We start from the raw sequence: 24,357 nt of genomic DNA, 5'->3' as shown, positions 1-24,357 counted from the left end.
TGGTTGGGCAGCATCACCCCGCCCGACCCGACCCGGATGGTCGAGGTGCCGGCGGCGACATGGGCGATCACCACCGCGGTGGCGGCGCTGGCGATGCCCGGCATGTTGTGGTGTTCCGCCAGCCAATAGCGCTTGTAGCCCCAGCGCTCGGCATGGCGGGCGAGGTCCAGCGTGTTGCGGAAGCTGTCGGCGGCGGTCGCCCCCTGGACGATCGGGCTGAGGTCGAGCACGGAGAAGGGGATCATGGCGCGGTCCATAAAATGGTGGCCGAAGAATGCCGGCCGACTGGCGGAATTCGGTTGGTTCCGGATCGATAGACTTCAAAATACGATCGCGATGGGGAGACTTCCACGCCGGCGCCCGCGCGGCTGCCTTGCAATGCGGGGGCAATGCGGGGGCAACGCAGCCGGGCGCCAGACCGGCGGGACGCCGATGCCGGCCACCCGCGGGCAATCCACAGCCCGGCTGCGCCATGACCGGAATGCCGCCTGGATTCTTTGTCTACTTAAATTTCAGTGTCTATACTGAAAGCATTTTCCCTATTGTTCCGGCCGTCCTTCGCATCCCATGAAAATAGTGGCAGCCACCAGCGATCCACGGTGATTTGATCGATTCTTCAAAGGATTGGCTGATTTCTTCCATGCCCTAATCCTTTTTGTCCATTGACCTCCGACTTTCCGAAGACTTAAATCGTCTATAGTGTTTCCGGTTTCGCCAGACCGGCCCCGGATGCTGCCCCAAATCGTTCCACAGGGCTGCCGTACAGGAGGAGGCCGCCATGGACGGGTCCACGCCGATCTCCTTCCTGCCTCCGTGCCCGGCGGTCCCGGCGGGCGCGCCCATAGCCTGCGACCGCTGCCCGACGCGCGCGGCCAGCCTGTGCCGCCTGCTGGACCGGCGGGATCTGGAGCGGCTGTTCCCCCACGGGCCGCGCGTCCAGCTGTGCCGGGCCGGGACGATGCTGTTCCGGCAGGGCGAGCCGGTCCAGTCCGTCTTCATCCTGAAGAGCGGCTGGATCGCCACCTACAAGCTGTTCGAGAACGGTCAGCGCCAGATCATCCGCTTCGCCCTTCCCGGCGACCTGCTTGGGTTCGAGGGCAGCGAGGCGGCCGGGATGACCTGCAGCGCCGAGGCGATCACCGACGTCGCCCTGTGCAGGATCCGCCATTCCCTGTTCTTCCGCGTCTGCACCGCATCGCCGCAGCTCGCCATGAGCTATGCCGGCACGCTGACGCGGGAGGTGCTGTCGGCCTGGAACCATCTGGGGGCGGTGGGCCAGCAGCCGGCGCTGGGACGGGTGGCCAACCTTCTGCTCGACCTGCACCGCCGCGTCACCGCGCTGGAGGCCCTGCCGGACAGCGTCGTCCATCATGGGGTCCGTCATGACATCCGGGACGGCATTCCGGCGGCCGGGGTGCATCTGCCGATCAGCCAGATCCACATCGCCGACGCGACCGGCCTGACCTCCGTCCATGTCTGCCGTACGCTGAAGCAGATGCGCGGGATGGATCTGCTGGATTTCCAGAAAGGGCGCCTCGTCCTGCTCGACCCGGACCGGCTGGCGGAGATCGCCCAGCTCGACCCCGACCGGCCGGTGAACGTGCTACCGCCGCCCGCCCCCTGGGCCGTCGCATAGGGGCAGCCGCATAGGGAGAAGATCCGGCCTCTCCTGCGCCTCCTTGATGCAGGTTAATGGCCACTGCCGCCGCCGGCATAAACTGTCCCGAAAGGGAGGGCACGGCCATGATCACCATCGAGGACTGCATCGGACTGAGCGGGCTGACCCGTGAGGAGATCGACGCGATCGCGGAGCATGAGCATCTGCCCGAGATCGTCGCCGCCGAACTGGGCAACTACCTGGACGCCACCGGGGACGGCCGGCGCGAAATCCGCCGGATGATCGAGGACGACATCGCCGCCGCCCGGGCGCATGGACAGCGGGAGCGCGTCGCCGTGCTGACGCTGACGCTCTGCCACTTCCTCAAGGAGCATGGGGGCGGGGAGCATGGGGGCGGGGAGCATGCGGCCGCAGGCGGTGGGAAGGCCCGCGATGCGCGGCCCTGAGCGACGGCATGGCCAGCGCCGGCAGGACCGGATGCCGGATTGGCCGGCGATGCGACGGGCGCCGGCCCTCCTGCTGGCGGCCCTGCTGGCTGCCGGCCTGCCCCTCGCCCTGGGCGCGGCGGCTGCCGGGCCGCGCACGCCGGACGGATCGGCCAGCGCGGTCGACGGCCGGTCGCTGGCGCTGGCGCTGTGCGGCGACTGCCACGTCGCGGCGCCCGGCCAGCCGGCCGGTCCCGATCTCGCCGGCCCCGATCTGGTCGAGCGGATGCAGGATCCCGCGATGACCGAACTGGCGCTGCGCAGCCACCTGCGCACCTCCCATCCGCTGATGCCCAACATCCGGCTGACCCGTGGGGAGACCGACGACATCGTCGCCTACCTCCTGACCCTGAAGGAGGACCGACCATGAGCCCCCGGATGCCGGCAGGGCAGCCGCCGCGCCTTCGGGCCGTTCCACCGCCGGCCGCCGCCATCCTTGCGGCGACCATCGCGGCGATGGTTGCGGCGATGGTTGCGGCGGCCGGCCCGGCGGCTGCGGCCGACGCGGAGGCGGGCCGGCGCATCGCGGAGCAATGGTGCGCCTCCTGCCACATGGTGGAAGGCCGCCGGAGCGGCGGCGACGCCGCCCCGGCACTGGCCGGCATCGCCCGCGATCCCGGCCGCGGCCCCGGCTGGGTCCGGGCCTGGCTGAACGCCCCCCACCCGCCGATGCCCGACCTCTCGCTGACGCGGGCCGAGATCGACGACGTGGCCGCCTATCTGAACCGGCTGGCCGGCCGGTGAGGATGCGGACCGGAAGGGCGCCCGATGCGCAGGCACGGCCACATCGGACACGGCCACATCCGACACGGCGACCTCTGGATCGTCCTGGCCGACAGCTCCGGCGCCCGGCTGTACCGCCGCCGGGCCGCCATGACGGGCGCCACCATGACGGGTGCCGCCATGCCGGGTGCCATCGAACCGCTGCCGTGCGGCTGCGGCGGGGGCGGCTGCGGCGGGGATCCGGTGCCGGACATGGCCGGCATCCTCAACGAGGCGGCGGCCCTCGGCCTGTTCGGCTCCCTGATGCTGGTGGCTCCTCTGCCGGCCCTGCATGCGCTGAAACGCGCGCTCCTGCCGGCCGCCTGCGCCCTGCTGGTGCGCGAAGAGACCCGCAACCTGCTCGCCCTGCCGGACGCGGCGCGCGCGGCGAGGCTGGCGGCCTTGCTGCGCGACCGGTAGGCCGGGCCGTCACCGCCGCGCCCTGTCACCGCCCTGTCACCGCCCCCCCTGCCCTCGCTGGTGCCGTCGCCGCGAGGATCGCCCGTTCCAGGGCCGGCAGGTCATAGGGCTTCTGCAGGTGCACGGCCTTCCCGCCGAACGCCGCGATCTCCGCATCGTTCAGCGCCATCCGGCCGGACGCGAACACCACCGGAAGACCCGGCATGCGCCGGCTCAGCACCGCCGCCAGCTCCTCCCCGCGCCCGTCGGGCAGGGTCAGGTCGGTGAACAGCAGGTCGAAGCCCTCCCCCGCACCGACGATGCGCAGCGCGTCCTCCACCCCTTCGGCCTCCAGCGCCCGATGGCCCAGATCGGCCAGAATCTCGGCGACCGACATGCGGATCAGGGCATCGTCCTCGACCAGGAGGACCGTCAGGCTTCCGATGGACGCCTTGCCCGATGCATCGGCCGGCGCGGCGCGGGCGGAAACCGCCGGCTCCGCCCGCTCCGGCTTGCGGCCGTTCAGCACCTGCCGGATCTTGCGGGCGAGGACTTCGCGGGTATAGGGCTTGCTCAGCAGCTCAACGCCGGGGTCCAGCCGGCCGCCATGGACGATCGCGTTCTGGGTGTAGCCGGAGGTGAACAGCACCGCCAGGTTGGGCAGGCGCTCCTGCGCCTTGCGCGCCAGCTCCGGGCTGCGCAGCGGTCCGGGCATCACCACGTCGGTGAACAGCAGGTCGATCGGAACGCCGCTCTCCAGGATGGCCAGCGCGCTCTGCGCGTCGCGCGCCTGCAGCACGCGGTAGTCGAGGTCGGCCAGCAAGGCCACCACCGTCTGGCGGACCTCCTCGTCGTCCTCCACCACCAGCACGGTCTCGCTGCCGCCGCCGACCGGCGCGCTGTCCACCGCGACCGGCAGGTCCTCGGCATCCTGCGTGCGCGGCAGATAGAGGCGGATCGTCGTTCCGTGCCCCATCTCGCTGTAGATCTTGATATGCCCGCCCGACTGCTTGACGAATCCATAGACCATGCTGAGCCCGAGGCCGGTGCCGTGCCCCTCCGGCTTGGTGGTGAAGAAGGGGTCGAACGCCCGCTCCTGCACCTCGGGCGGCATGCCGCTGCCGGTGTCGGTCACCGCCAGCATCACGTACTGGCCGGCCTGCACGTCGCTGTGCCGGGCGGCATAGGCCTCGTCCAGCTCGGCATTGCCGGCCTCGATCGTCAGCTGTCCGTGGCCGTTCATCGCGTCGCGGGCGTTGATGGCGAGGTTGAGCACGGCGTTCTCGACCTGTGTCGGATCGACGACCGTGTTCCACAGCCCGCCGCCGCTGATCACCTCGATCCTGATCTCCTCGCCCAGCGCCCGGCGCAGCATGTCGTCGAGGCCGCGGATCAGCCGGCCCAGGTTGACCACCCGCGGCTCCAGCGGCTGGCGCCGTGCGAAGGCCAGCAGGGACGAGGCGAGCTTGGCGCCGCGCGACACGCCGCTCAGCGCGTTGCGCACCCGGTCCGCCGCCCGCGGGTTGCCGCCCACCTCGTTGGCGAGCAGTTGCAGGTTGCCGCCGATCACCTGGAGAAGATTGTTGAAATCGTGGGCGACGCCGCCGGTCAGCTGCCCGACCGCCTCCATCTTCTGGGCCCGGCGCAGCTGTTCCTCGGTCTGGCGCAACGCGTCCGCCTGCTCCTTCTCCGCCGTGACGTGGCGGCCGTAGGCATAGACCAGGTCGCCTTCCACCGAGCTGTGCCAGGAAATCCAGCGCGGCGTGCCGTCCCTGTGCCGGAAACGGTTCTCGAAGTTGGTCAGGTTGCGCGTGACCGCATCCTCGTGCCCGCCCTGGGTCCATTCCAGATCCTCGGGCCAGACGAAGTGCCGGAAGCTGCACCCGACCATCTCCTCCGGCCGATAGCCGAGGATCTCGGTCCAGGCCGGATTGACCGCCCGGTACAGGCCGTCGGTCCCCACCACGGCCAGCAGGTCGCGGGAATTGCGCCAGACCTGGTTGAGCTCGCGCGTCCGCTCGGCCACCCGCCGCTCCAGCTCCTCGTTCGCCGCGCGCAGCATGGCGCTGGTTTCCCGGCGCAGCCTGGCCAGGCGCAGCGTCCCCTCCACCCGCGCGATCAGTTCGCGGGCGCTGAAGGGCTTGGCCACGTAATCGTCAGCCCCGGCCTGCAACCCGTCGATGGCCGACTCCTCGCCGGCACGCGCCGACAGAAGGATGATCGGCAGGTCGCGGGTGTCGGGGTCGCGGCGCAGGGCGTCGATCACGCCGAACCCGTCGAGATGGGGCATCATCACGTCGGACAGCACGAGATCGGGACGGACGGCGCGGACGGCGGCCACGGCGGACCGCCCGTCCCCGACCGCCACCACCCGGTAGCCGGCCCCGGCCAGCAGCCGTTCGACATAGCCGCGCATGTCGGCATTGTCGTCGGCGAGCACGATGGTCTCGCCCTGCGACCGGTCGGATGCCGCTGCCACAGCCGCCGTATCCGCAGCCGCCGCAGCCGGCAGGCCGGCGGGCGCCGCCGCAGCCGCTTCGGGCAGCCAGCGCATCGCCTCGGAGACGAAGATTTCGGCGCGGGTGGCGGTGGGCGCCTGCGCCGTCCCGCCATCGGTATCGGCCGCCGCCAGATGCGCCCTGCCGAACGGCAGGGAGACCGTGAAGACCGTCCCTTCGCCGACGCGGCTCTCGACCCGGACGGCGCCGCCATGGACCGCGGTCAGGTCCTTGACCAGCGCCAGCCCGATCCCGGTTCCCTCATGGGTGCGCCCGACCTGCCCGTCGATCCGGTGGAAGCGGTCGAACACGCGGTCCAGCTCGGCCTCGGGGATGCCGGTCCCGGTGTCGCGGACCTTCAGCACGGCAGCTCCCCGGACCGCCTCCAGCGTCACCGCGACCTCGCCCCGCAGGGTGTATTTGAAGGCGTTGGAGATCAGGTTGAGAACGATCTTCTCCCACAGGTCGCGATCGATCCAGACCGGTTCGGGCAGGGCCGGACAGTCGATCCGGTAGGCGAGCCCGGCCTTGTCCATCGCCGAGCGGAAGCTGCTCGCCAGATCGGCGGTGAAGGCGGCAAGGTCGACGGGGACGAAGCTGGCGCGCATCCGTCCCGCCTCGATCCGCGAGAAGTCGAGCAGCGCATTGACCAGCCGCAGCAGCCGCTGGCCATTGCGCTGGACCATCTCCAGCTCGTCGCGGGAAACGGTGACGGAGCGGCCGGCCTGCGGGGCCGGCCCGTGCAGCATCTCCTCCAGCGGCCCCAGCATCAGGGTCAGCGGCGTGCGGAACTCGTGGCTGGCGTTGGAGAAGAAGGCGGTCTTGGCGCGGTCGATCTCGGCCAGCGCCTCGGCCCGGCGGCGCTCCGCCTCATAGCTCTCGGCATTGGCGATGGCGGCGGCGACCTGCCCGGCGACCAGACCCAGGAAGCGGCGATACCCGTCGTCGAACAGGCGGTACGGGTTGAGCCCGACGACCAGCAGGCCCGACCGGCCGGTTTCGCCGCTGGCCGGCAGCGGCAGCACGACCGCCTGCGTCGCCGGGCGGTTCCACACGCTGTCCGGCAGGGGGCCTGCGGCCAGGGCGCGCAGGTCGGGGATATGCACGGGTCCGCCGGCCGGATCGACCAGCGGCCATACCGGCGGCCGTGCCGGCGCATCCGCCGCCAGGGCCTCCGCCGCCAGCATCTCCGGGGCGGCGGGATGTCCGGCGGCGATGCCGGTGGCGGCGGCCAGGGCGAACTCGGCGCTGCCCGGTTCCGCCAGATAGATCAGGGCGAACGCCACGTCCTTCGGGTCGGTCGCCAGCGCCTCGGCGCTGCGGCCGCAGACCTCCTGCCAGGTCTGGGCGCGCGAGGTGCGCGCGGCAAGCTCGCGCAGCAGGGCGAGCTGGCGTTCGCCGATGATCCGTTCCGTGACGTCGGTGTTGGCGCAGATGATCCCCCCCGGGCTGCCGTCGTCGTCGGGAATGGGACTGTAGGAGAAGGTGTAATAGGTTTCCTCCGGATAGCCGTTGCGCTCCATGATGAGGAGCTGGTCTTCGACGTAGGTTCCCTCCACCCCCGTCATCGCCGTCGTCAGCAGCGGATCGATGTCGGCCCAGATCTCGCTCCAGACCGCGGAGGTCGGCTGGCCGAGCGCCCGGGGATGCTTGCCGCCGATGATCGACTTGTAGGGATCGTTGTAGAGATAGGTCAGCTCCCGTCCCCAGCCGATCCAGATCGGCTGCCGGGACGTCAGCATGATCCGCACCGCGGTCTTCAGGCTCTGCGGCCAGCCGTCGGGCGGGCCGAGCGGCGTCGCGGCCCAGTCATGGCCGCGCATCAATGCGCCGAGTTCTCCCCCGCCGGCGAGAAAACCCGGGCCGCTGCCGTCCGGCACCTCGGCCGGCACCTCGGCCGGCACCTCGATCACCGCCCCGGCGGCCGGACCGTTGCCGGCCACACCGTCACCCTGTTCTTCCGTGATGGGATCCACTCGCCGCGCCGCCCCCGCTCGACCAGAATTCATAGTCGTGCGGAGTGTATGGACCGCCCCGGACGGCGCAAGCCGGAGATTTGCCATACCCCAATCGCCCAATGGCGCAGACAGACCGCGGCCCTCCACCCCAAACGCTCATCCCTCCAGCACATACCGCCCCGGTGCCGGGCACAGCGGCGGGTAGCCGCGCTCCGCCGCGCCGACGGCGCGCGCCTCCACCCGCCCCGTCTCCGACCGGCTTTCCAGCCAGCCGGTCCAGGCCGGCCACCACGAGCCGCTGCGGGCGGGCGTGGACTCCAGCCACAGGTCGGGGTCGACGTAACGGTCGTCCGGCCCGCGCGCGCCCATGCGGTAGCGGCGGTCGGGACGGTCGGGGCCGGCGACGATGCCGGCATTGTGGCCGCCGTCGGTCAGCAGGAACACGCTCTCCGTATCGATCTGCAGGTTGATCTTGTAGACCGAGCGCCAGGGCGCCACATGGTCGCGCAGCGTGCCGACGGCGAAGACCGGCGCCCGGATGTCGGACAGCGCCACCGGCCGCCCCTCCACCCGGTAGCGCCCTTCCGACAGCTCGTTGCCCAGCAGCAGCCGGCGCATGTATTCGGAATGCATCCGGAAGGGCAGCCGCGTGCCGTCGGCGTTCCACGCCATCAGGTCGGTGATCTCCGGCCGCTCGCCGTGCAGGTACTGCCGAACCGCCTGCGACCAGATCAGGTCGTTCGACCGCAGCATCTGGAAGGCGCCCGACATCTGCCCGGTGTCGAGATACCCGGACTGCCACATGACGTCCTCCAGATAGGCGACCTGGCTTTCGTTGATGTACAGCATCAGCTCGCCGGCTTCCGTGAAGTCGGTCTGGGCGGCCAGCAGCGTCACCGTCTTCAGCCGCGCGTCGCCATCGCGCGCCATCGCCGCCGCCGCGATCGCCAGCAGCGTGCCGCCCAGGCAATAGCCGCAGGCATGCACCGGCGGCGGCGCTCCTCCGGTTCCACAGATCGCCCCGATGGCGTCGAGCGCCGCCATCACCCCCAGCCGCCGGTAATCGTCGAAGCAGGTGTCCCGCATCTCCGGTCCCGGATTGCGCCAGGAGATCATGAAGACGGTGAAGCCGCGCGCGACCAGATGGCGGACCAGCGAATTCTCCGGCGACAGGTCCAGGATGTAATATTTCATGATCCAGGCCGGCACGATCAGCACCGGCTCGGCATGGACCGACGGGGTGGCGGGGGCGTACTGGATCAGCTCCATCAGCTCGTTGCGGAAGACGACGCTGCCCGGCGTCACCGCCACGTCGCGGCCGACCTGGAACCTGTCCACCCCGACGGCCCGCCGCCCGGTCGCCAGCCGCAGCACGTCCTCTGCCCAGTTCGCCACGCCCTGGGCGAAGTTCATCCCGCCGGTGGCGATGGCGGCACGCAGGATCTCCGGGTTGGTGAAGGGGGTGTTGGACGGGGCGAAGACGTCCAGGATCTGGCGGGCGACGAAGGGCACGATGCGGGCATCCGCCTGCGACAGGCCGGGGACGCCGGTGGTGGCATTGTGCAGCCACTGCTGCGCCAGCAGGAAGGACTGGGCATGGAGCGCATAGGGGAACAGCCGCCAGTCCGGATGGGAGAAGCGGCGGTCGCCCGGCAGCGGCTCGATGCAGGGCGGGGTGTCGCGGTCGATGGCCGCCGCACCGGCATAGACCGCCAGCCGCACCAGCTTGCGCATCGCCTTGTCGGCCAGCATCGCCTGCTTGCCCGGCGCGTTGCCCAGATGCATCGCCCAGTCGGCGAAGGCCAGCGCCACCGCCGCCGGCGACACCGACAGGGTGAAGCGGCCCTGCCAGGCATGGACCAGCCGGTCGAGGATCTCGCCGCTGAAGGGCAGGTAGGGGAAGCCGTAGGCCGGGCTGCGCAGCTCGCCTGCGCCATGCCCTGCCGGTTCGGACGGCGGACGGGCCGGCGGAAGTGCGGCAGGCTGAGTTGCGGCAAGGGTGGCAGGCGGGACGGTTTCGAGCTCGGCCATCGCCATGGCTCTTCTCCTTGGAATGAGGATGTGCGCGTCAGTGGCAGGTCCAGACCGGCAGGTCGGCATTCTCCAGCATGTGGCGGGTGACGCCGCCCAGCACCGTTTCGAACGAGCGGGAATGGCCGTAGGCGCCCATGACGATCAGGTCGGCGTCCAGCGCATGCGCCTGGGCCAGGATGGCGCCGGGCGCCTCGAACTCGGCGGCGAAGTTGATGCGGACGTCGGCCTGCACGCCATGCGCGGCGAGATGGTCGGCGATGCGCTGGTCCGGCCGGTCGTCCCATCCGGGCGGGTAGACCGACAGCAGCACCGGCTGCCGCGCCCGGCACAGCAGCGGCAGCGCGCCGCGGATCGCCCGCGCCGCCTCGCGCCGCCGGTTCCACGCCACCAGCACCCGGCCGGGCGCAAACTCGCGGCCGTAGCCGGGCGGGACGATCAGCAGCGACGGGGCGACCGTCAGGGCAAGCCGTCCCGCCTCCGGCGCCGTCAGGGTGCCGTCGATGACCGCCGGGTTGCCGCGCTCCGCCACCACGAGGTCGGCATAGAGGCTGTGGGCGGCCAGCCGTTCGACCGGGTCGCCGCGGTCCTCCAGCCAGGTGCCGGCGATGCCGGCGGCGGCGCAACGCTCCTGGAAGGCCGCGTCCAGCGCCTCCGCCGCCGGCCCCGCCCGTGGCGGCCGGGTTGCCGCATCCGCGACCCAGGAGGGCTCGCGCCAGACCGAACTGTGCAGCGCCGTCACCCCGGCCCCGAGCAGGCGGCCGAGCGCGAGCGCCACCGACAGCACCGGGCAGGAGGCGGGATCGTCGCCGGTCAGCACCAGCATCTTGCGGATATCCATGACCGCGTCCTCCCATCCACCGTTCCGGCCGGGGTCGTCCGCCGGTCCGTACCGCCATCCTGGCGGCCGGGCGGCGGGGCGGCCTTAACGTCGGTTAAGAATTGAGCCAGATTAAAGACGCACCCGCCCGGCCGCTGTTGTAATGGGCATCGGCAACCGGGGAGACAGAACCATGGCACCGCTGGCAGACACCGGCCCATCGGAAGCGCCTCCAGCCGATACCGCCGCATGGCACGCGCTGGACGCGGACGCGGTCGCCGGCCGGCTCGGCAGCCCGGCCGGGGGGCTGGACGGGGCGGAGGCGGCGGCCCGGCTCGGCCGCTTCGGCCCCAACCGCCTGACCCCGCCCCGGCGGCGGCCGGCCTGGCTGCGCTTCCTGTCCCAGTTCCACAATCTGCTGATCTATGTCCTGCTGGCGTCGGGCGCGGTGGCGCTGGCGCTGCGGCACTGGACCGATGCCGGGGTGATCTTCGGCGTCGTGCTGGTCAACGCGCTGATCGGCTACCTCCAGGAGGGCAAGGCCGAACAGGCGATGGAGGCGATCCGCAACATGCTGTCGCCCCACGCGGTGGTGCTGCGCGACGGCCATGCAGTGACGCTGGAGGCCGAGGCGCTGGTGCCGGGCGACCGCGTCTTCCTGGCGTCGGGCGACCGGGTGCCGGCCGACCTGCGGCTCGTCCGCGCCAAGGGCCTGCTGGTGCAGGAAGCGGCCTTGACCGGCGAATCCGTGCCCGCCGCCAAGGCGACGGCGGCGGTCGCCGCCGATGCGGCGCTCGGCGACCGCGCCGGCATGGCCTATGCCGGGACCATCGTCGCCCAGGGCCAGGGCACCGGCATCGTGGTGGCGACCGGCGACGCGACGGAGATCGGGCGAATCGGCCATCTGCTGGCCTCCGTCGCCCAGGTGGCGACGCCGCTGCTGGTGCAGATGGCGCGCTTCGGGCGCTGGCTGACCGGCGGCATCCTGGCGCTGGCGGCGCTGACCTTCGCCTTCGGCCGGCTGGTGCATGGCGAGCCGTGGCAGGACATGCTGCTGGCCGCGGTCGGGCTGGCGGTGGCGGCGATCCCGGAAGGGCTGCCGGCGGTGATGACCATCACGCTGGCGGTCGGCGTGACCCGGATGGCCCGGCGCAACGCCATCATCCGCCATTTGCCGGCGGTGGAGACGCTGGGCTCGGTCGGCACCATCTGCACCGACAAGACCGGCACCCTGACCCGCAACGAGCTGGTGGCGCAGAGCGTCGTCACCGCCGACGGCGGCTATACGGTCGGCGGCAGCGGCTACGCCCCGGAAGGCGAGTTCAGCGACGGAAACCGCCTCGTCGACCCGGCGCAGGAGCCGGTGCTGGCCGCGCTGGCGCGCGCCGCCCTGCTGTGCAACGACGCCGGCCTGCACCGCGACGCCGACGGCACATGGCGGATGACCGGCGACCCCACCGACGGCGCCCTGCTGGCGCTGGCGATGAAGGCCGGGCTCGACCCGGCGGTCGAGCTCGGGCGCTGCCCGCGCCGCGACGCCATCCCCTTCGAATCCGAGCGCCAGTTCATGGCCACCCTGCACCACGACCATGCCGGCCATGGCCTCCTGCTGGTGAAGGGCGCTCCCGAGCGGGTGCTTGATCTCTGCGAGCGCGAGCGCCGGGCCGGCGGCAGCGCCCCGCTGGACCGCGGGCGCTGGACCGCGCTCACCGCCGAACTGGCCGGCCGGGGCCAGCGGGTGCTGGCGCTGGCGATGCGCCGCACCCCGATCGACCTGTCCGAACTGAACCTGGACGACCTGCGCGAGGAGGGGCTGGAGCTGCTCGGCCTGTGCGGCCTGATCGACCCGCCGCGGGAGGAGGCGCTGCGCGCCGTCGCCGCCTGCCGCGACGCCGGCATCACGGTGAAGATGATCACCGGCGACCATGCCGCCACCGCCGCCGCCATCGGCCGGATTTTCGGGCTGGGCGACGGCGTCACCAGCGGGCCGGAGCTGGACCGGCTCGACGATGACGGCTTCGCCGCCGCGGCCCGCACCAACAGCGTCTTCGCCCGCACCACGCCGGAGCACAAGCTGCGCCTGATCGCCGCGCTCCAGGCGGACGGCCGCACCATCGCCATGACCGGCGACGGCGTCAACGACGCCCCGGCGCTGAAGCGCGCCGACGTCGGCGTCGCCATGGGCCGCGACGGCACCGAGGCGGCGAAGGAGGCGGCGGCGATGGTGCTGGCCGACGACAATTTCGCCTCCATCGTCCATGCGGTGGAGGAGGGCCGCACCGTCTACGACAATCTGCGCAAGACCATCCTGTTCATGCTGCCGACCAACGGCGCCCAGGCGGCGGTCATCCTGGCGGCGGTGCTGTCCGGCACCATCCTGCCGATCACCCCGGTGCAGATCCTGTGGGTCAACATGGTGACCGCGGTGACGCTGGGGCTGGCGCTGGCCTTCGAGGCGCCGGAACCGGGGGTGATGGCCCGCCCGCCCCGCCCGCGCCACGAGCCGATCCTGACCGGCCGGATGCTGCGGCGGATGCTGCTGGCGCTGGTGCTGCTGGTGGCGTGCAGCTTCGGCTTCTTCTATTTCCACCGGCTCCAGGGCGACGGCATCGAGACGGCGCGGACCATGGCGGTCAACGCCCTGGTGGTCGGCGAGATCTTCTTCCTGCTGAACGCCCGCGGCCTGCATGGCGGGGCCGGGGGCCAGGGCGGGGCCGGCTTGCTGTCCGCCATTGCCGGCAGCCGCCCGGTCTGGCTGTCCATCGCGCTGATGGCGCTGCTGCAGCTGGCCTTCACCTACGCCCCGCCGCTCCAGTCCCTGTTCGGCACCGCCGCCGTCGGCGCCGCCGACTGGGCGGCGATGATCGCGGCGGGCGCCGCCCTGTTCCTGCTGGTCGAGCTGGAAAAGCGCCTGACCGAGCCTCAGCCCCGGTAATGCCGCCCGAAGCGGTTGGCGAGGAAGGCGTCCAGCGGCACCTGCTCCTGCCGGACGAAGCCGGCCTGCGGGATCGAGCCCTCGCGCAGCAGGTCGAGCACGGCGCAGATGCCGGCGGCGGTGGTGACCTGGATGGCGCTCCAGGTCCGGCCGGCGATGGGCTTGCTGTAGATCTTGGTGGCGAAGGTCTCCTGCCGCAGCTCGCCGTCCTGCATGCCGGTGGCGGTCGCCACCACCAGCACCACGTCCTGCAGCGTCAGCGGCACCGCGGTTTCCAGCACGTCCTTCAGCAGGTGGCGCCGCTCGCCGAGCCGCAGGTCGCGGATCAGCAGGCGGACGATGTCGCGATGGCCGGGATAGCGAACCGTCTTGTAATCGAGGTTGCGCACCTTGCCGGCCAGCGTCTCGCACAGCGAGCCCAGCCCGCCCGAGGTGTTGAACGCCTCGTAATCGACGCCGTCCAGCGCGAAGCGCTCGTCGCCCTCCAGCGGCATGACCTCGCGCGGGCGGCCGTCGACGATGGCCTCGCACGGGTTGCAGTATTCGTTGATCAGCCCGTCGGTGCTCCAGGTCAGATTGTATTTCAGGGCGTTGGTCGGATATTGCGGCAGGGCGCCGACGCGCAGGTGCAGGTTGTGCAGCTCGTCGAAACGGCGGGCGAGGTCGTGGCCGACGATGGAGATGAAGCCCGGCGCCAGCCCGCATTGCGGGATCAGCGCCGTATCGGCGGTTTCGGCCAGCGCCTTCACCTTGCGGGTCGCGGCGACATCCTCGGTCAGGTCGAGGTAATGCGCGCCGGCCGCCACCGCGGCGGTTGCGATGACCGGGGTCAGGGTGAAGGGGCAGGCGCTCAGCACCGCGCGCTGGCCCTGCATGGCGGCGCGCAGCGACTGCGGATCCTCCACGTCGACCCGCATCACCCGCAGCCCGGCCCGTTCGGCGCGCTGCAGCAACGCCTCGTCGCGGTCGCCGATGGTGACGGCGAAATCGCCGGTTTCCGCCAGCAGCGTGCCGATCATCGAGCCGATCTTGCCGGCGCCCAGAACCAGTACCTTCATCATCGCCATCTCTCCCGTTCCCGTGTTCGGCCGTTCATGCGTTGGCGAGTTTCGCTCGCACACGAAACATGTCGGCCCGGGCCGCCGGGCAGAACCGCCCAATGCGCCGGTTGGGCCGGAGTTTTCCGGCGAAACGACGGGATGTCCGTTGAAATGACGGACCCGCTTTATCCCTCGCAAGCCGGCGGGGCGAAAGCTATGGTCCGAGCCGGTTTTCCCCAACCGCGACCGACCGCCATGACTGACCGCCAACTGACCGCCCCGCACGCCGTCCTGCTGGAGGAGCCGCGCGACGGCGTTCCCCAGACCAGCGAGATGATCCGCGGCGAGCGCTTCCGCATCCTGGAGGAGCGTGACGGCTGGCTGCACGCCGAGAACGGCTTCGACGGTCATGTCGGCTGGCTGCCGCCCGGCACCCGCCATGCCGCGCCGGTGGCCCCGACCCACCGCGTGCGGGCGCTGCGCGCCGACCTGCACCCGGCGCCGACCCACCGGGCGCCGCCGGTGGCGACGCTCAGCTTCGGATCGCTGGTGACGCTGGACGGCATGGCGGAAAACGGCTGGGTCGGGGTCGGCGACGGGCTGTGGCTGTTCGCCGGCTGGCTGGAGCCGGTCGAGGCGGCCCCGGCGCCCGACCACGTCGCCACCGCGCTGCGTTTCCTGGAGACGCCCTATGTCTGGGGCGGGCGCAGCAGCTTCGGCATCGACTGTTCCGGGCTGGTGCTGACCGCGATGGCGGCGGCGGGCATCGTCTCCCACCACAGCAGCGGCATGCAGCGCAAGGACGACCGTCTGGGCGCCTGGGTCTCCGATGACGGCCGGGACGTCGCCTATGAACGCGGCGACATCGTCTTCTTCCCCGGCCATGTCGGGCTGATGCTGGACGGGGCGACCCTGCTGCACGCCACCGTCTTCACCATGTCAGTCGTGGCCGAACCGCTGGCCGAGGTCGCCAAACGCGCCGAGATCAACGGTGTCCGCCGTCCCGGCCAGGGCGTCCGCCGTCCCGACCTGACGAGGGCGTAGCGCCTCCCCCACCAGCAGCAGGGTCGGCCCCTTGCCGGCGGCCACGCCCTGCTCCGCCATCTCGCCCAACGTGCTCCAGTAGCGCCGCTCGTCGGGCCGGCAACCGTTCTCGACCGCCAGCACCGGCGTGGCGGCGGGCAGCCCGGCCCCGGTCAGCCCCTGCCCGACCGCGCGGGCCTGCTCGCGCCCCATATAGATCGCCAGCGTGCCCTGCGGATCGGCCAGCCGCGCCCAATCCGGCTCGAACCGCTCGCCGTCACGGCCATGGGCGGTGACGAAGGTGACGGCGCGCGACACCCCACGCCGTGTCAGCGACAGCCCGGCCGACGCCGCGCAGCCCAGTGCCGCGGTGATGCCCGGCACCACCCGCACCGGGATGCCGAGGCTGTCGAGATGCCCGATCTCCTCGCCGGCCCGGCCGAACACCATCGGGTCGCCGCCCTTCAGCCGGACAACGCGCTTGCCGCGCCGGGCATGGAAGGCGATCAGCGCATTGATCTCGCCCTGCGGCAGCGAATGCCGGCCGGACCGCTTGCCGACGCAGATCCGCTCGGCCTTGGGGTGGGCGAGGTCGAGGATGCCGTCACCGACCAGCGCGTCGTAGAGCACCACCTCGGCGGCGGCCAGCGCCTTGACCGCCGCGACGGTCAGCAGGTCGGGATCGCCGGGCCCGGCGCCGACGAGGGTGACGGTGCCGGATCCGTGCTGCCCCCACCCTGACCCTCCCCCGCCGTTTTCCCCCTCTCCCCGGGGGGGGAGAGGGAGCATCACAGCTTCACGCCACTTCGTGCCGATGGGCATGACGAAGCACCTCCTTGAGTTCGGGGACGCAGGATCCGCAATTGGTGCCGGCCTTCAGCGCGGCGCCGATCTCCGCCACGCTGGTCAGCCGGCCGTCGCGGATCGCGCCCATCAGCCGGTTGATGCCGACGCTGAAGCAGGCGCAGACGATCCGCCCCTCGTCGGCCTGCGCGCCCGGCGCCCGGCCGGCGAGCAGACCGCTGCGGGCACCGTCGTCCAGCCCGCCCGCCTCCAGCAGCCCGGCGAGCCAGCCGCGCGGCGGCAGCCGCCCGTCGGCGGCGACGAACAGGCAGGCCTCCAGCCGGTCGCCCTCCAGCCACGCCATCCGCAGACTGCCCCGGGCGCCGTCGCGATACTCCACCGCCGCCCCGGCGGGGTCGAGCCCCGGCAGCCAGCCGCCGATCTCCGGAATCGCGCCGATGCCCGCCATCTCGACCAGATGGCCGCCGGCCACCGCGCGCCGCGCCCAATAACCGCCATGGCCCGGCTCCAGCGGGTGCCGGGTCAGCAGGAAGGCGGTCCAGTCGGGACGCCAGGGCTGGACGGCCGCCGGCATCCGCTTCAAATCGGGCTGGCCGGAGAGCGGGTCGACCGCCTCGTCGTCGATCAGCCGACCGACGACGCAGGCGCCGGTGAAGCGGTCGGTCCAGTGCATCGGCAGGAACATCGTGCCTTCGCCCTGGGCATCGGTGAGGCGGACACGGGCCAGCGCCTCGCCCGTCCCGGTGACGATGCGGGCAAGCCCGCCAGCGGCCAGCCCGCGCGCCGCGGCGTCGGCCGGGTGGATGTCCAGCCGCGGTTCCGGCACATGGGCCGACAGGCGCGGCGACAGGCCGGTGCGGGTCATGGTGTGCCACTGGTCGCGCAGCCGGCCCGTGTTGAGCAGCAGCGCCCCGTCCGGCAGGCTGCGCGGCATCGGCTTCGCTGTGATCGGCAGCATCCGGGCGCGGCCGCCAGCAGTGAAGAAACGGCCGTCGCCGAACAGGCGCATCTTCGGCTCCTCCCCGGCGCGCCAGGGCCAGGGGAAGGGCGCCAGCGCCTCATAGCCGGCATCGTCCAGCCCGGTGAGCGCGCCGATGTCGAAGGCCCGCGCCCCGTCATTCTCGAAGGCCGACAGGGCGGCATGCTCGCGGAACAGGTCGGCGGCGCTCTCGTACGGAAAGGCGCCGGCGAAGCCCATGCGGCGGGCAACCTGGGTGACGATCCACCAGTCGGCCCGCGCCTCCCCCGCCCCGTCGCGGAAGGCGCGCTGGCGCGAGATCGTCCGGTCGGAGTTGGTGACGGTGCCGTCCTTCTCGCTCCAGCCCATCGCCGGCAGGCGGATATGGGCGAGGCGGCCGGTGTCGGTGTCGCGGATGCAGTCGGAGACCACCACCGTGTCGCAACGCTCCAGCGCCCGGCGGATTCGGCCGGCGTCGGGCATGCTGACCGCCGGGTTGGTCGCCATGATCCACACCGCCTTGACCGTCCCGTCCTCGATGGCGCGGAACAGATCGACGGCCTTCAACCCCGGCCTGTCGGCAATGCACGGCGCTTTCCAGAAACGTCCGACCCGCTCGACCTCCTCAGCCGTGAACCCCATATGGGCGGCGAGCTGGTTGGCGAGCCCGCCGACCTCGCGTCCGCCCATGGCGTTCGGCTGCCCGGTGACGGAGAAGGGGCCGCAGCCGGGACGGCCGATGCGCCCTGTCAAAAAATGGACGTTCAGGATGGCGTTGACGGTGTCGCTGCCCTGCGACGACTGGTTGACGCCCTGGGAATAGACGGTGACGACCCGGCCGGTCGCGGCGAACTCGGCATAGAAGGCGGCGACCTCGGCCTCCGTCACCCCGCAGCGGCGGGCGACCGTCGCCACGTCCGGCGCATCGGCGCGGGCGGCGGCCAGCGCCTCCTCCGCCCCGTCGGCATGGGCGGCGACGAAGCCGGCATCGCGATGGCCATGATCATCCAAATAGACCAGCAGCCCGTTGAACAGCACCGCATCGGTCCCCGCCTTCAGCGCCAGATGGCGGTCGGCGGCGTCGACGCAGTCGGTCCGCCTTGGATCGACGACGACGATCCGCGTGCCGCGCTCCGCCCGCGCCGCCAGCAGCCGCTGGTTCAGGACCGGATGGCACCATGCGAGGTTGGAGCCGACCAGCACCACCAGATCGGCGCACTCGAAATCCTCGTAAGTCCCCGGCACCGCGTCGGCGCCCAAGCCCCGCTTGTGCCCGACCACCGACGAGGCCATGCACAGGCGCGAGTTGGTGTCGATGTTCGCCGAGCCGATGAAGCCCTTCATCAGCTTGTTGGCGGCATAGTAATCCTCGGTCAGCAGCTGGCCCGAGACGTAGAAGGCCACCGACTCCGGCCCATGCGTGGCGATGGTGTCGGAAAAGCGCCGGGCCACCGCGTCCAGCGCCGCGTCCCAACCGACCCGCTGCCCGTCGATCTCCGGATGCAGCAGGCGCCCGTCCGGCACCAGCGTCTCGGCCAGCGCCGATCCCTTGGAGCAGAGCCGGCCCCGGTTGGCCGGATGGTCGGCGTCGCCGCGCACGCTGACGGCGCCATCCGCCGCGACGGTGGCGACAACCCCGCACCCGACCCCGCAATAGGGACAGGTGGTCCTCACCTCCCGGTCACGGCCGGAGGCCCGCTCCATTCCATGCTCCGGCCCGTCAAACATGGCCGCAGGCCTTGCGGCAGCCGCCGCGCGACAGCTTCGCCTCGCCGAGCGCCAGCGAGACGCCGCGCCCCACGACCTTGACCGGGACATGGCCGGTGCGGCCCTCGTCGGGGGCGACGGCCTCGCCGGTCGCCAGCTCGATCACCCAGCTGTGCAGCGGGCAGGTGACGCGGCGGCCATGGACGATGCCCTGGGACAGCGGCCCGTTCTTGTGCGGGCAGGAATCCTCCAGCGCGAAGATCTCGTCGGCCGCCGTGCGGAACAGGGCGATGTCGCCCTGCGCCGTGCGGACGACGCGCGAGCCCAGCACGGGGATGTCGTCGATGCTGCCGACATGGGTCCAAGCGATCTCCGAGATGGCGGTTCCGGGAGCGGCGGTTTCCATGATGATGCTGTCCATGATCCCTTACCCCACGTCGGCGAGCAGTTTGAATTCGTGACGGTCGACGCCCTGGGCGGCGCGCTCGGCCCACGGGTCGTCCTGCGAGAAGCTCTGCGAGAACAGGAAGCGCGCGTTCAACGCCCGCCGCCGCTCCGCATCCCCGACCAGCGCCGCCTTGATGCGGTCGAGACCGACCCGCTCGACCCACGGCGCGGTGCGCTCCAGGTAGCGGGCCTCCTCGCGGTAGAGCTGCATGAAGGCGCCGGTGTATTCCAGCACCTCCTCTTCCGTCGCCACCCGGACCAGCAGGTCGCAGGCGCGGACATGCAGGCCGCCGTTGCCGCCGACATGCAGCTCGTAGCCGCTGTCGATGCAGACCACGCCCAAATCCTTGATGGTCGCCTCGGCACAGTTGCGCGGGCAGCCGGACACCGCCAGCTTGACCTTGTGCGGGGTCCAGGTGCCCCAGGTCATCCGCTCCAGCTTCACGCCCAGCCCGGTCGAGTCCTGCGTGCCGAAGCGGCACCATTCCGACCCGACGCAGGTCTTCACCGTGCGCAGCCCCTTGGCGTAGGCGTGGCCCGACACCATGCCGGCGGCGTTCAGATCGGCCCACACCGCCGGCAGATCCTCCTTCTTCACCCCGAACAGGTCGATGCGCTGGCCGCCGGTGACCTTCACCGTGGGGATGGCGAACTTGTCGACCACGTCGGCAATGGCGCGCAGCTCCGCCGCACTGGTCAGGCCACCCCACATGCGCGGCACCACCGAATAGGTGCCGTCCTTCTGGATGTTGGCGTGGGCGCGCTCGTTGATGTAGCGCGACTGGTAGTCGTCCTTGTATTCGCCCGGCCAGGCGCACAGCAGGTAATAGTTCAGCGCCGGCCGGCACGACGCGCAGCCGTCGGGCGTCGTCCAGTCCATCGCCTGGAACACGTCGGCCATGGTCCTCAGCCCGCGCTCCACGATGGATGCCCGCACCGCATCATGGCCGTGGTGGGTGCATTTGCACATCGGCTTGACCGTCGGCGCGGCCTTGAAGCCGTCGCCCAGCGTCGCCGCCAGCAGCGCCTCGACCGTGCCCGAACAGCCGCCGCAGGAGGCCGAGGCCTTGGTGTGCGCCTTGACCTCGTCCAGGCTGGTCAGGCCCTTCTCGGTGATCGCCTTGACGATGGTGCCCTTGCACACCCCGTTGCAGCCGCAGATCTCCGCGCTGTCGGGCAGCGCGGCAACCGCGGCGTTGGGGTCTCCACCATCGGCGCTGCCGAAACCCTGCCCGAAGATCATGGTGTCGCGCTCGGCCGACACATCCGCGCCGTCCTTCAGCAGCGAGAAGTACCAGGCGCCGTCCTTGGTGTCGCCGTACAGCACGGCGCCCAGCAGCCGGTTGTCCTTCAGCACGAGGCGCTTGTAGACGCCGCGGGCGGCGTCGCGGAACACGATGTCCTCGGTCCCCTCGCCGCCCGAGAAATCGCCGGCCGAGAACACGTCGACGCCCGTCACCTTCAGCTTGGTCGAGGTGACGGAGCCGGTGTAGGCGCCATCCTCCCCGCCGGCGAGGTCGTGGGCCAGCACCTTCGCCATCTCGAACAGCGGGGCGACGAGGCCATAGGTCAGGCCGCGATGCTCGACGCATTCGCCGACCGCGAAGATCGACGGGTCGCTGGTGCGCATGCGGTCGTCGACGCGGATGCCGCGCCCGCACTCCAGCCCGGCCGCCTTGCCCAGCGCCATGTTCGGGCGGATGCCGACCGCCATGACGACGATGTCGGCCGGCAGCTCGCGCCCGTCCTTCAGCCGGACCGCGCTGACCCGCTCCTCGCCGCCCTGCCTGTCTCCAACGATCTCCGCGGTGTCGGCGCCGGTCAGCACCGCGATGCCGCGGCGCTCCAGCTCGCGTTGCAGCAGCATGCCGGCCGACGGGTCGAGCTGGCGTTCCATCAGCGTCGGCATCAGGTGGATGACGGTGACGTCCATCCCCTTGACCCGCAGCCCGTTGGCCGCCTCCAGCCCCAGCAGGCCGCCGCCGATCACCACGGCGCGGCCGCCCTTCGCCGCCGCCGCCAGCATGGCGTCGACGTCGGCCAGGTCGCGGAAGCCGACGACGCCCGGCAGGGTCGAGCCCGGCACCGGGATGATGAAGGGCATCGAGCCGGTGGCGATCAGCAGCCTGTCGTAGGGAACGACGCGGCCGGACTGCGAAACCACGGTCTTTGCCTCGCGGTCGATCCCCTCCACCGCCTCGCCGGTCAGCAGCGCGATGCCGTTGGCGTCGTACCACTCGCGGCTGTTCAGCACGATCTGGTCGAAGGTCTTCTCCCCCGCCAGCACCGGCGACAGCATGATGCGGTTGTAGTTCGGGTGCGGCTCGGCCCCGAAGACGGTGATCTCGAAGCGGCCGGGCGCCTTGGCCAGCAGCTCCTCCACCGTCTTCATGCCGGCCATGCCGTTGCCGACCACCACCAGCCGCTCCTTGGCGGGATCGGGGGTGCGCAGTGCGGCCTCGTTCAGTTCGACGGCATCAGGTTGGGCGGCATCAGGTTCGGCGGCGGGCCCGTTGTTCGATGAGAGATGCATGTCCATGGCGCGTCTGCCTCGTCTCCAGTCCGGCCTGCCGCAGGGTCAGGCACGGGGCCAAAAAGAAAGGCGTCCGAACGGGCCGCGACTCCGCCCCCGCGAAGTCTCGCGACGGTCAGGCTGCAGACCTGTTCGGACGCCGTTGTCCGGGCGGTTCGTCGTCGAACCAGGGCCGATCCCGCGCATCGTCGCGCGGTGTCGGCCGGTGTCGCGGGAACCGGCGACGTTGCCGGTGCCCGCTGATGTCTCGCCGCTCCCTTCGCAATCCGCGTGCCAATCGCCGCAAAATCCCCGCCGTCCCGCCCGGCCCCAACGATTCCGCCGGGCCCGGCCCCTCCACCGCCCCCATACCAAGGTGCCTGTTTTCATACCATCCCAAGGTATTGCCTATGGGATGGTCACACCGGCTTGTGTGCGCCGCAAAAAGCGGCAGGCACGGTGGGGACATGGCCGGCGCCTCATACCTTCCGCCGGGTCTTGCCCAGAGGAATCAAGCTCTCCGGCCCATCTTTCGGCAAAACCCATCCTTTGGCATGAGGCTTGCGAAGGATGGGGCCAGAGACGCGCCAACGACGGTGCGTGCATCCCAAGCGTCCAATGATGGGCCAGCCCCCGGCAGTGTTGCCGACCCGGTATCGACAGGCCTTTTCCCAAGGCTTTTCAGGTCGATCCCGCTGGACCCGTTCGACGGCCGAGATGCCCGCAAAGCCATCTGCCCAAAGAACAGCCAGTCCGGGACTTGCCCAGAAAATCGACACCGGTGTCGCCCCACCCGCCCGCTGGTCCGGTTATCAGCGCCGGCTCTCGGAGCCGGCCATCAGAGATGGAGCAACCGACGTGGCCCAGACCTCCCGCACCCTCCGCCAGCTTCTCGCCTCCGCTGCCGCCACCATCGCTCTGACCGCGGCGGCCTCCGCCCTCGCCGCCCCGCTCGACGTGGAGAAGGAGCAGCTGAAGCTCGGCTTCATCAAGCTGACCGACATGGCGCCGCTCGCCATCGCCGCCGAAAAGGGCTTCTTCGAGGATGAGGGGCTGTCCGTCACGCTGGAGCCGCAGGCGAACTGGAAGGTCCTGCTCGACCGGGTGATCTCCGGCGAGCTGGACGGCGCCCACATGCTGGCCGGCCAGCCGCTGGGCGCGACCATCGGCTTCGGCACCAAGGCGCACATCGTCACCGCCTTCTCGATGGACCTGAACGGCAACGGCATCACCCTGTCGAACGACGTCTGGCGGAAGATGAAGGCCAACGTTCCGATGGGGGCCGACGGCAAGCCGGTCCACCCGATCAAGGCCGACGCGCTGAAGCCGGTGATCGCCCAGTACAAGGCCGAGGGCAAGCCCTTCAACATGGGCATGGTCTTCCCGGTCTCGACCCACAATTACGAGCTGCGCTACTGGCTTGCGGCCGGCGGCATCAACCCCGGCTATTACAGCCCGACCGACGTGTCGGGCCAGATCGGCGCCGACGCGCTGCTGTCGGTCACCCCGCCGCCGCAGATGCCGGCGACGCTGGAGGCCGGCACCATCTACGGCTACAGCGTCGGCGAGCCGTGGAACCAGCAGGCGGTGATGAAGGGCATCGGCGTGCCGGTCATCACCGACACCGAGATCTGGAAGAACAACCCCGAGAAGGTGTTCGGCGTCACCGACGAGTGGGCGAAGAAGAATCCCAAGACCCATCTGGCCGTCGTCAAGGCGCTGATCCGCGCCGCCCAGTGGCTGGACGAGAACAACAACGCCAACCGCGCCGAGGCGGTGAAGATCCTCGCCAAGTCCGAGTATGTCGGGGCCGACGCCGCGGTGATCGCCAATTCGATGACCGGCACCTTCGAGTATGAGAAGGGCGACAAGCGCGAGGTTCCCGACTTCAACGTCTTCTTCCGCTACAACGCGACCTACCCCTTCTATTCCGACGCCGTGTGGTATCTGACCCAGATGCGCCGCTGGGGCCAGATCGCCGAGCCCAGGCCCGACGCCTGGTACGACGAGACCGCGCGCAAGGTCTACAAGCCGGACGTCTATCTCCAGGCCGCGAAGCTTCTGGTCGAGGAGGGCAAATCGAAAGAGGCCGACTTCCCGTGGAAGAGCGACGGCTACAAGCCGGTCGACACCGGCTTCATCGACGGCATCCCCTATGACGGCCGCAAGCCGAACGACTACCTCGCCAAGCAGCCCATCGGCCTGAAGGGCGAACAGAAGGTCGAGGGCGGTCAGGTGGTGGGCGGCTGAGCAGTATCGCCCCCTCCCTAACCCTCCCCCGCTTTGCGGGAGAGGGGACTGCCGCCGCCTCCCCATTAGGCCCCCTCTCCCGCCATCGGATCGGCCTTCGGCCGACCGAG

Annotated in this window: 17 protein-coding genes (1 of these 17 running past the window's edge); 8 read left to right on the top strand and 9 right to left on the bottom strand. The window is 71.0% G+C overall.

Going from position 1 to position 24,357, the window contains the following annotated elements; translation table 11 throughout:
• Window positions 1-245: the 5' portion of an LLM class flavin-dependent oxidoreductase gene (locus ABMY26_RS11920; protein ID WP_372396483.1), read on the bottom strand. Its footprint begins 778 nt before the window's first position; only the first 245 of its 1,023 coding nucleotides appear in the window; the start codon lies at window positions 243-245; its stop codon lies beyond the left edge, outside the window.
• A gap of 533 nt (window positions 246-778) precedes the next feature.
• Here ABMY26_RS11920 and ABMY26_RS11915 point away from each other — a divergent pair.
• From ABMY26_RS11915 to ABMY26_RS11895, 5 genes are all read left to right on the top strand, one after another.
• Window positions 779-1,636, top strand: coding sequence for a Crp/Fnr family transcriptional regulator (locus ABMY26_RS11915; protein ID WP_372396482.1), 858 nt, complete (start codon window positions 779-781; stop codon window positions 1,634-1,636).
• A gap of 107 nt (window positions 1,637-1,743) precedes the next feature.
• Window positions 1,744-2,064, top strand: coding sequence for a hypothetical protein (locus ABMY26_RS11910; protein ID WP_372396481.1), 321 nt, complete (start codon window positions 1,744-1,746; stop codon window positions 2,062-2,064).
• Between the two features lie 49 nt (window positions 2,065-2,113).
• The gene (locus ABMY26_RS11905; RefSeq protein ID WP_372396480.1) at window positions 2,114-2,473 is read left to right on the top strand and encodes a c-type cytochrome; all 360 of its coding nucleotides are present in this window, start codon (window positions 2,114-2,116) and stop codon (window positions 2,471-2,473) included.
• Window positions 2,470-2,847: a cytochrome c gene (locus ABMY26_RS11900; protein WP_372396479.1), complete on the top strand. Its 378-nt coding sequence runs from the start codon at window positions 2,470-2,472 to the stop codon at window positions 2,845-2,847. Before ABMY26_RS11905 ends, ABMY26_RS11900 begins: the two co-directional genes overlap by 4 nt.
• A 24-nt stretch (window positions 2,848-2,871) precedes the next feature.
• Entirely contained in the window at window positions 2,872-3,285 is a 414-nt protein-coding gene (locus ABMY26_RS11895) for a hypothetical protein (RefSeq protein WP_372396478.1), read from the top strand.
• A 25-nt stretch (window positions 3,286-3,310) separates the two neighbouring features.
• On the opposite strand, the gene ABMY26_RS11890 is transcribed toward ABMY26_RS11895, so the two are convergent.
• The 3 genes from ABMY26_RS11890 to ABMY26_RS11880 all read right to left on the bottom strand — a co-directional run bounded on the left by ABMY26_RS11890 (window position 3,311) and on the right by ABMY26_RS11880 (window position 10,592).
• On the bottom strand, window positions 3,311-7,738 hold the full coding sequence (locus tag ABMY26_RS11890) for a response regulator (RefSeq protein ID WP_372396477.1): 4,428 nt from the start codon (window positions 7,736-7,738) through the stop codon (window positions 3,311-3,313).
• 138 nt (window positions 7,739-7,876) lie between these two features.
• On the bottom strand, window positions 7,877-9,757 hold the full coding sequence (locus ABMY26_RS11885) for a PHA/PHB synthase family protein (protein WP_372396476.1): 1,881 nt from the start codon (window positions 9,755-9,757) through the stop codon (window positions 7,877-7,879).
• Window positions 9,758-9,788: 31 nt separating this feature from the next.
• Window positions 9,789-10,592 (bottom strand): universal stress protein, encoded by an 804-nt coding sequence (locus tag ABMY26_RS11880; RefSeq protein WP_372396475.1) that lies wholly within the window; start codon window positions 10,590-10,592, stop codon window positions 9,789-9,791.
• A gap of 172 nt (window positions 10,593-10,764) precedes the next feature.
• Between ABMY26_RS11880 and ABMY26_RS11875 the strand changes: the two genes are divergently transcribed.
• Window positions 10,765-13,506, top strand: a complete 2,742-nt coding sequence (locus ABMY26_RS11875; protein ID WP_372396474.1) for an HAD-IC family P-type ATPase — start codon at window positions 10,765-10,767, stop codon at window positions 13,504-13,506.
• Here ABMY26_RS11875 and ABMY26_RS11870 read toward each other — a convergent pair.
• Window positions 13,494-14,567 (bottom strand): saccharopine dehydrogenase NADP-binding domain-containing protein, encoded by a 1,074-nt coding sequence (locus ABMY26_RS11870; protein WP_372396473.1) that lies wholly within the window; start codon window positions 14,565-14,567, stop codon window positions 13,494-13,496. The two genes, ABMY26_RS11875 and ABMY26_RS11870, sit on opposite strands and share 13 nt — an antisense overlap.
• Before the next feature lie 234 nt (window positions 14,568-14,801).
• On the opposite strand from ABMY26_RS11870, the gene ABMY26_RS11865 reads away from it, so the two are divergent.
• Entirely contained in the window at window positions 14,802-15,590 is a 789-nt protein-coding gene (locus ABMY26_RS11865; RefSeq protein WP_372396472.1) for an NlpC/P60 family protein, read from the top strand.
• On the opposite strand, the gene cobA is transcribed toward ABMY26_RS11865, so the two are convergent.
• Genes cobA through nirB form a run of 4 tightly spaced genes read right to left on the bottom strand, consistent with a single transcriptional unit; the run spans window position 15,486 to window position 22,024 of the window.
• On the bottom strand, window positions 15,486-16,358 hold the full coding sequence (gene cobA, locus ABMY26_RS11860) for a uroporphyrinogen-III C-methyltransferase (protein WP_372396471.1): 873 nt from the start codon (window positions 16,356-16,358) through the stop codon (window positions 15,486-15,488). The two genes, ABMY26_RS11865 and cobA, sit on opposite strands and share 105 nt — an antisense overlap.
• 7 nt (window positions 16,359-16,365) lie before the next feature.
• A complete protein-coding gene (locus tag ABMY26_RS11855; RefSeq protein WP_372396470.1) occupies window positions 16,366-19,035 on the bottom strand; it encodes a molybdopterin-dependent oxidoreductase in 2,670 nt (889 codons plus the stop codon).
• A gap of 16 nt (window positions 19,036-19,051) precedes the next feature.
• On the bottom strand, window positions 19,052-19,459 hold the full coding sequence (nirD, locus tag ABMY26_RS11850; protein ID WP_372396469.1) for a nitrite reductase small subunit NirD: 408 nt from the start codon (window positions 19,457-19,459) through the stop codon (window positions 19,052-19,054).
• Between the two features lie 6 nt (window positions 19,460-19,465).
• Window positions 19,466-22,024, bottom strand: coding sequence for a nitrite reductase large subunit NirB (gene nirB, locus ABMY26_RS11845; protein ID WP_372396468.1), 2,559 nt, complete (start codon window positions 22,022-22,024; stop codon window positions 19,466-19,468).
• An 831-nt stretch (window positions 22,025-22,855) separates the two neighbouring features.
• On the opposite strand from nirB, the gene ABMY26_RS11840 reads away from it, so the two are divergent.
• Entirely contained in the window at window positions 22,856-24,247 is a 1,392-nt protein-coding gene (locus tag ABMY26_RS11840) for a CmpA/NrtA family ABC transporter substrate-binding protein (RefSeq protein ID WP_372396467.1), read from the top strand.
• The last annotated feature ends 110 nt before the right edge of the window (window positions 24,248-24,357 follow it).

This window comes from Azospirillum sp. HJ39 (genome assembly GCF_041507355.1).
GTDB lineage: Bacteria > Pseudomonadota > Alphaproteobacteria > Azospirillales > Azospirillaceae > Azospirillum > Azospirillum thiophilum.
Note: the sequence above shows the minus strand (reverse complement) of the source record. Positions and strands in the feature narration are given on the sequence as shown.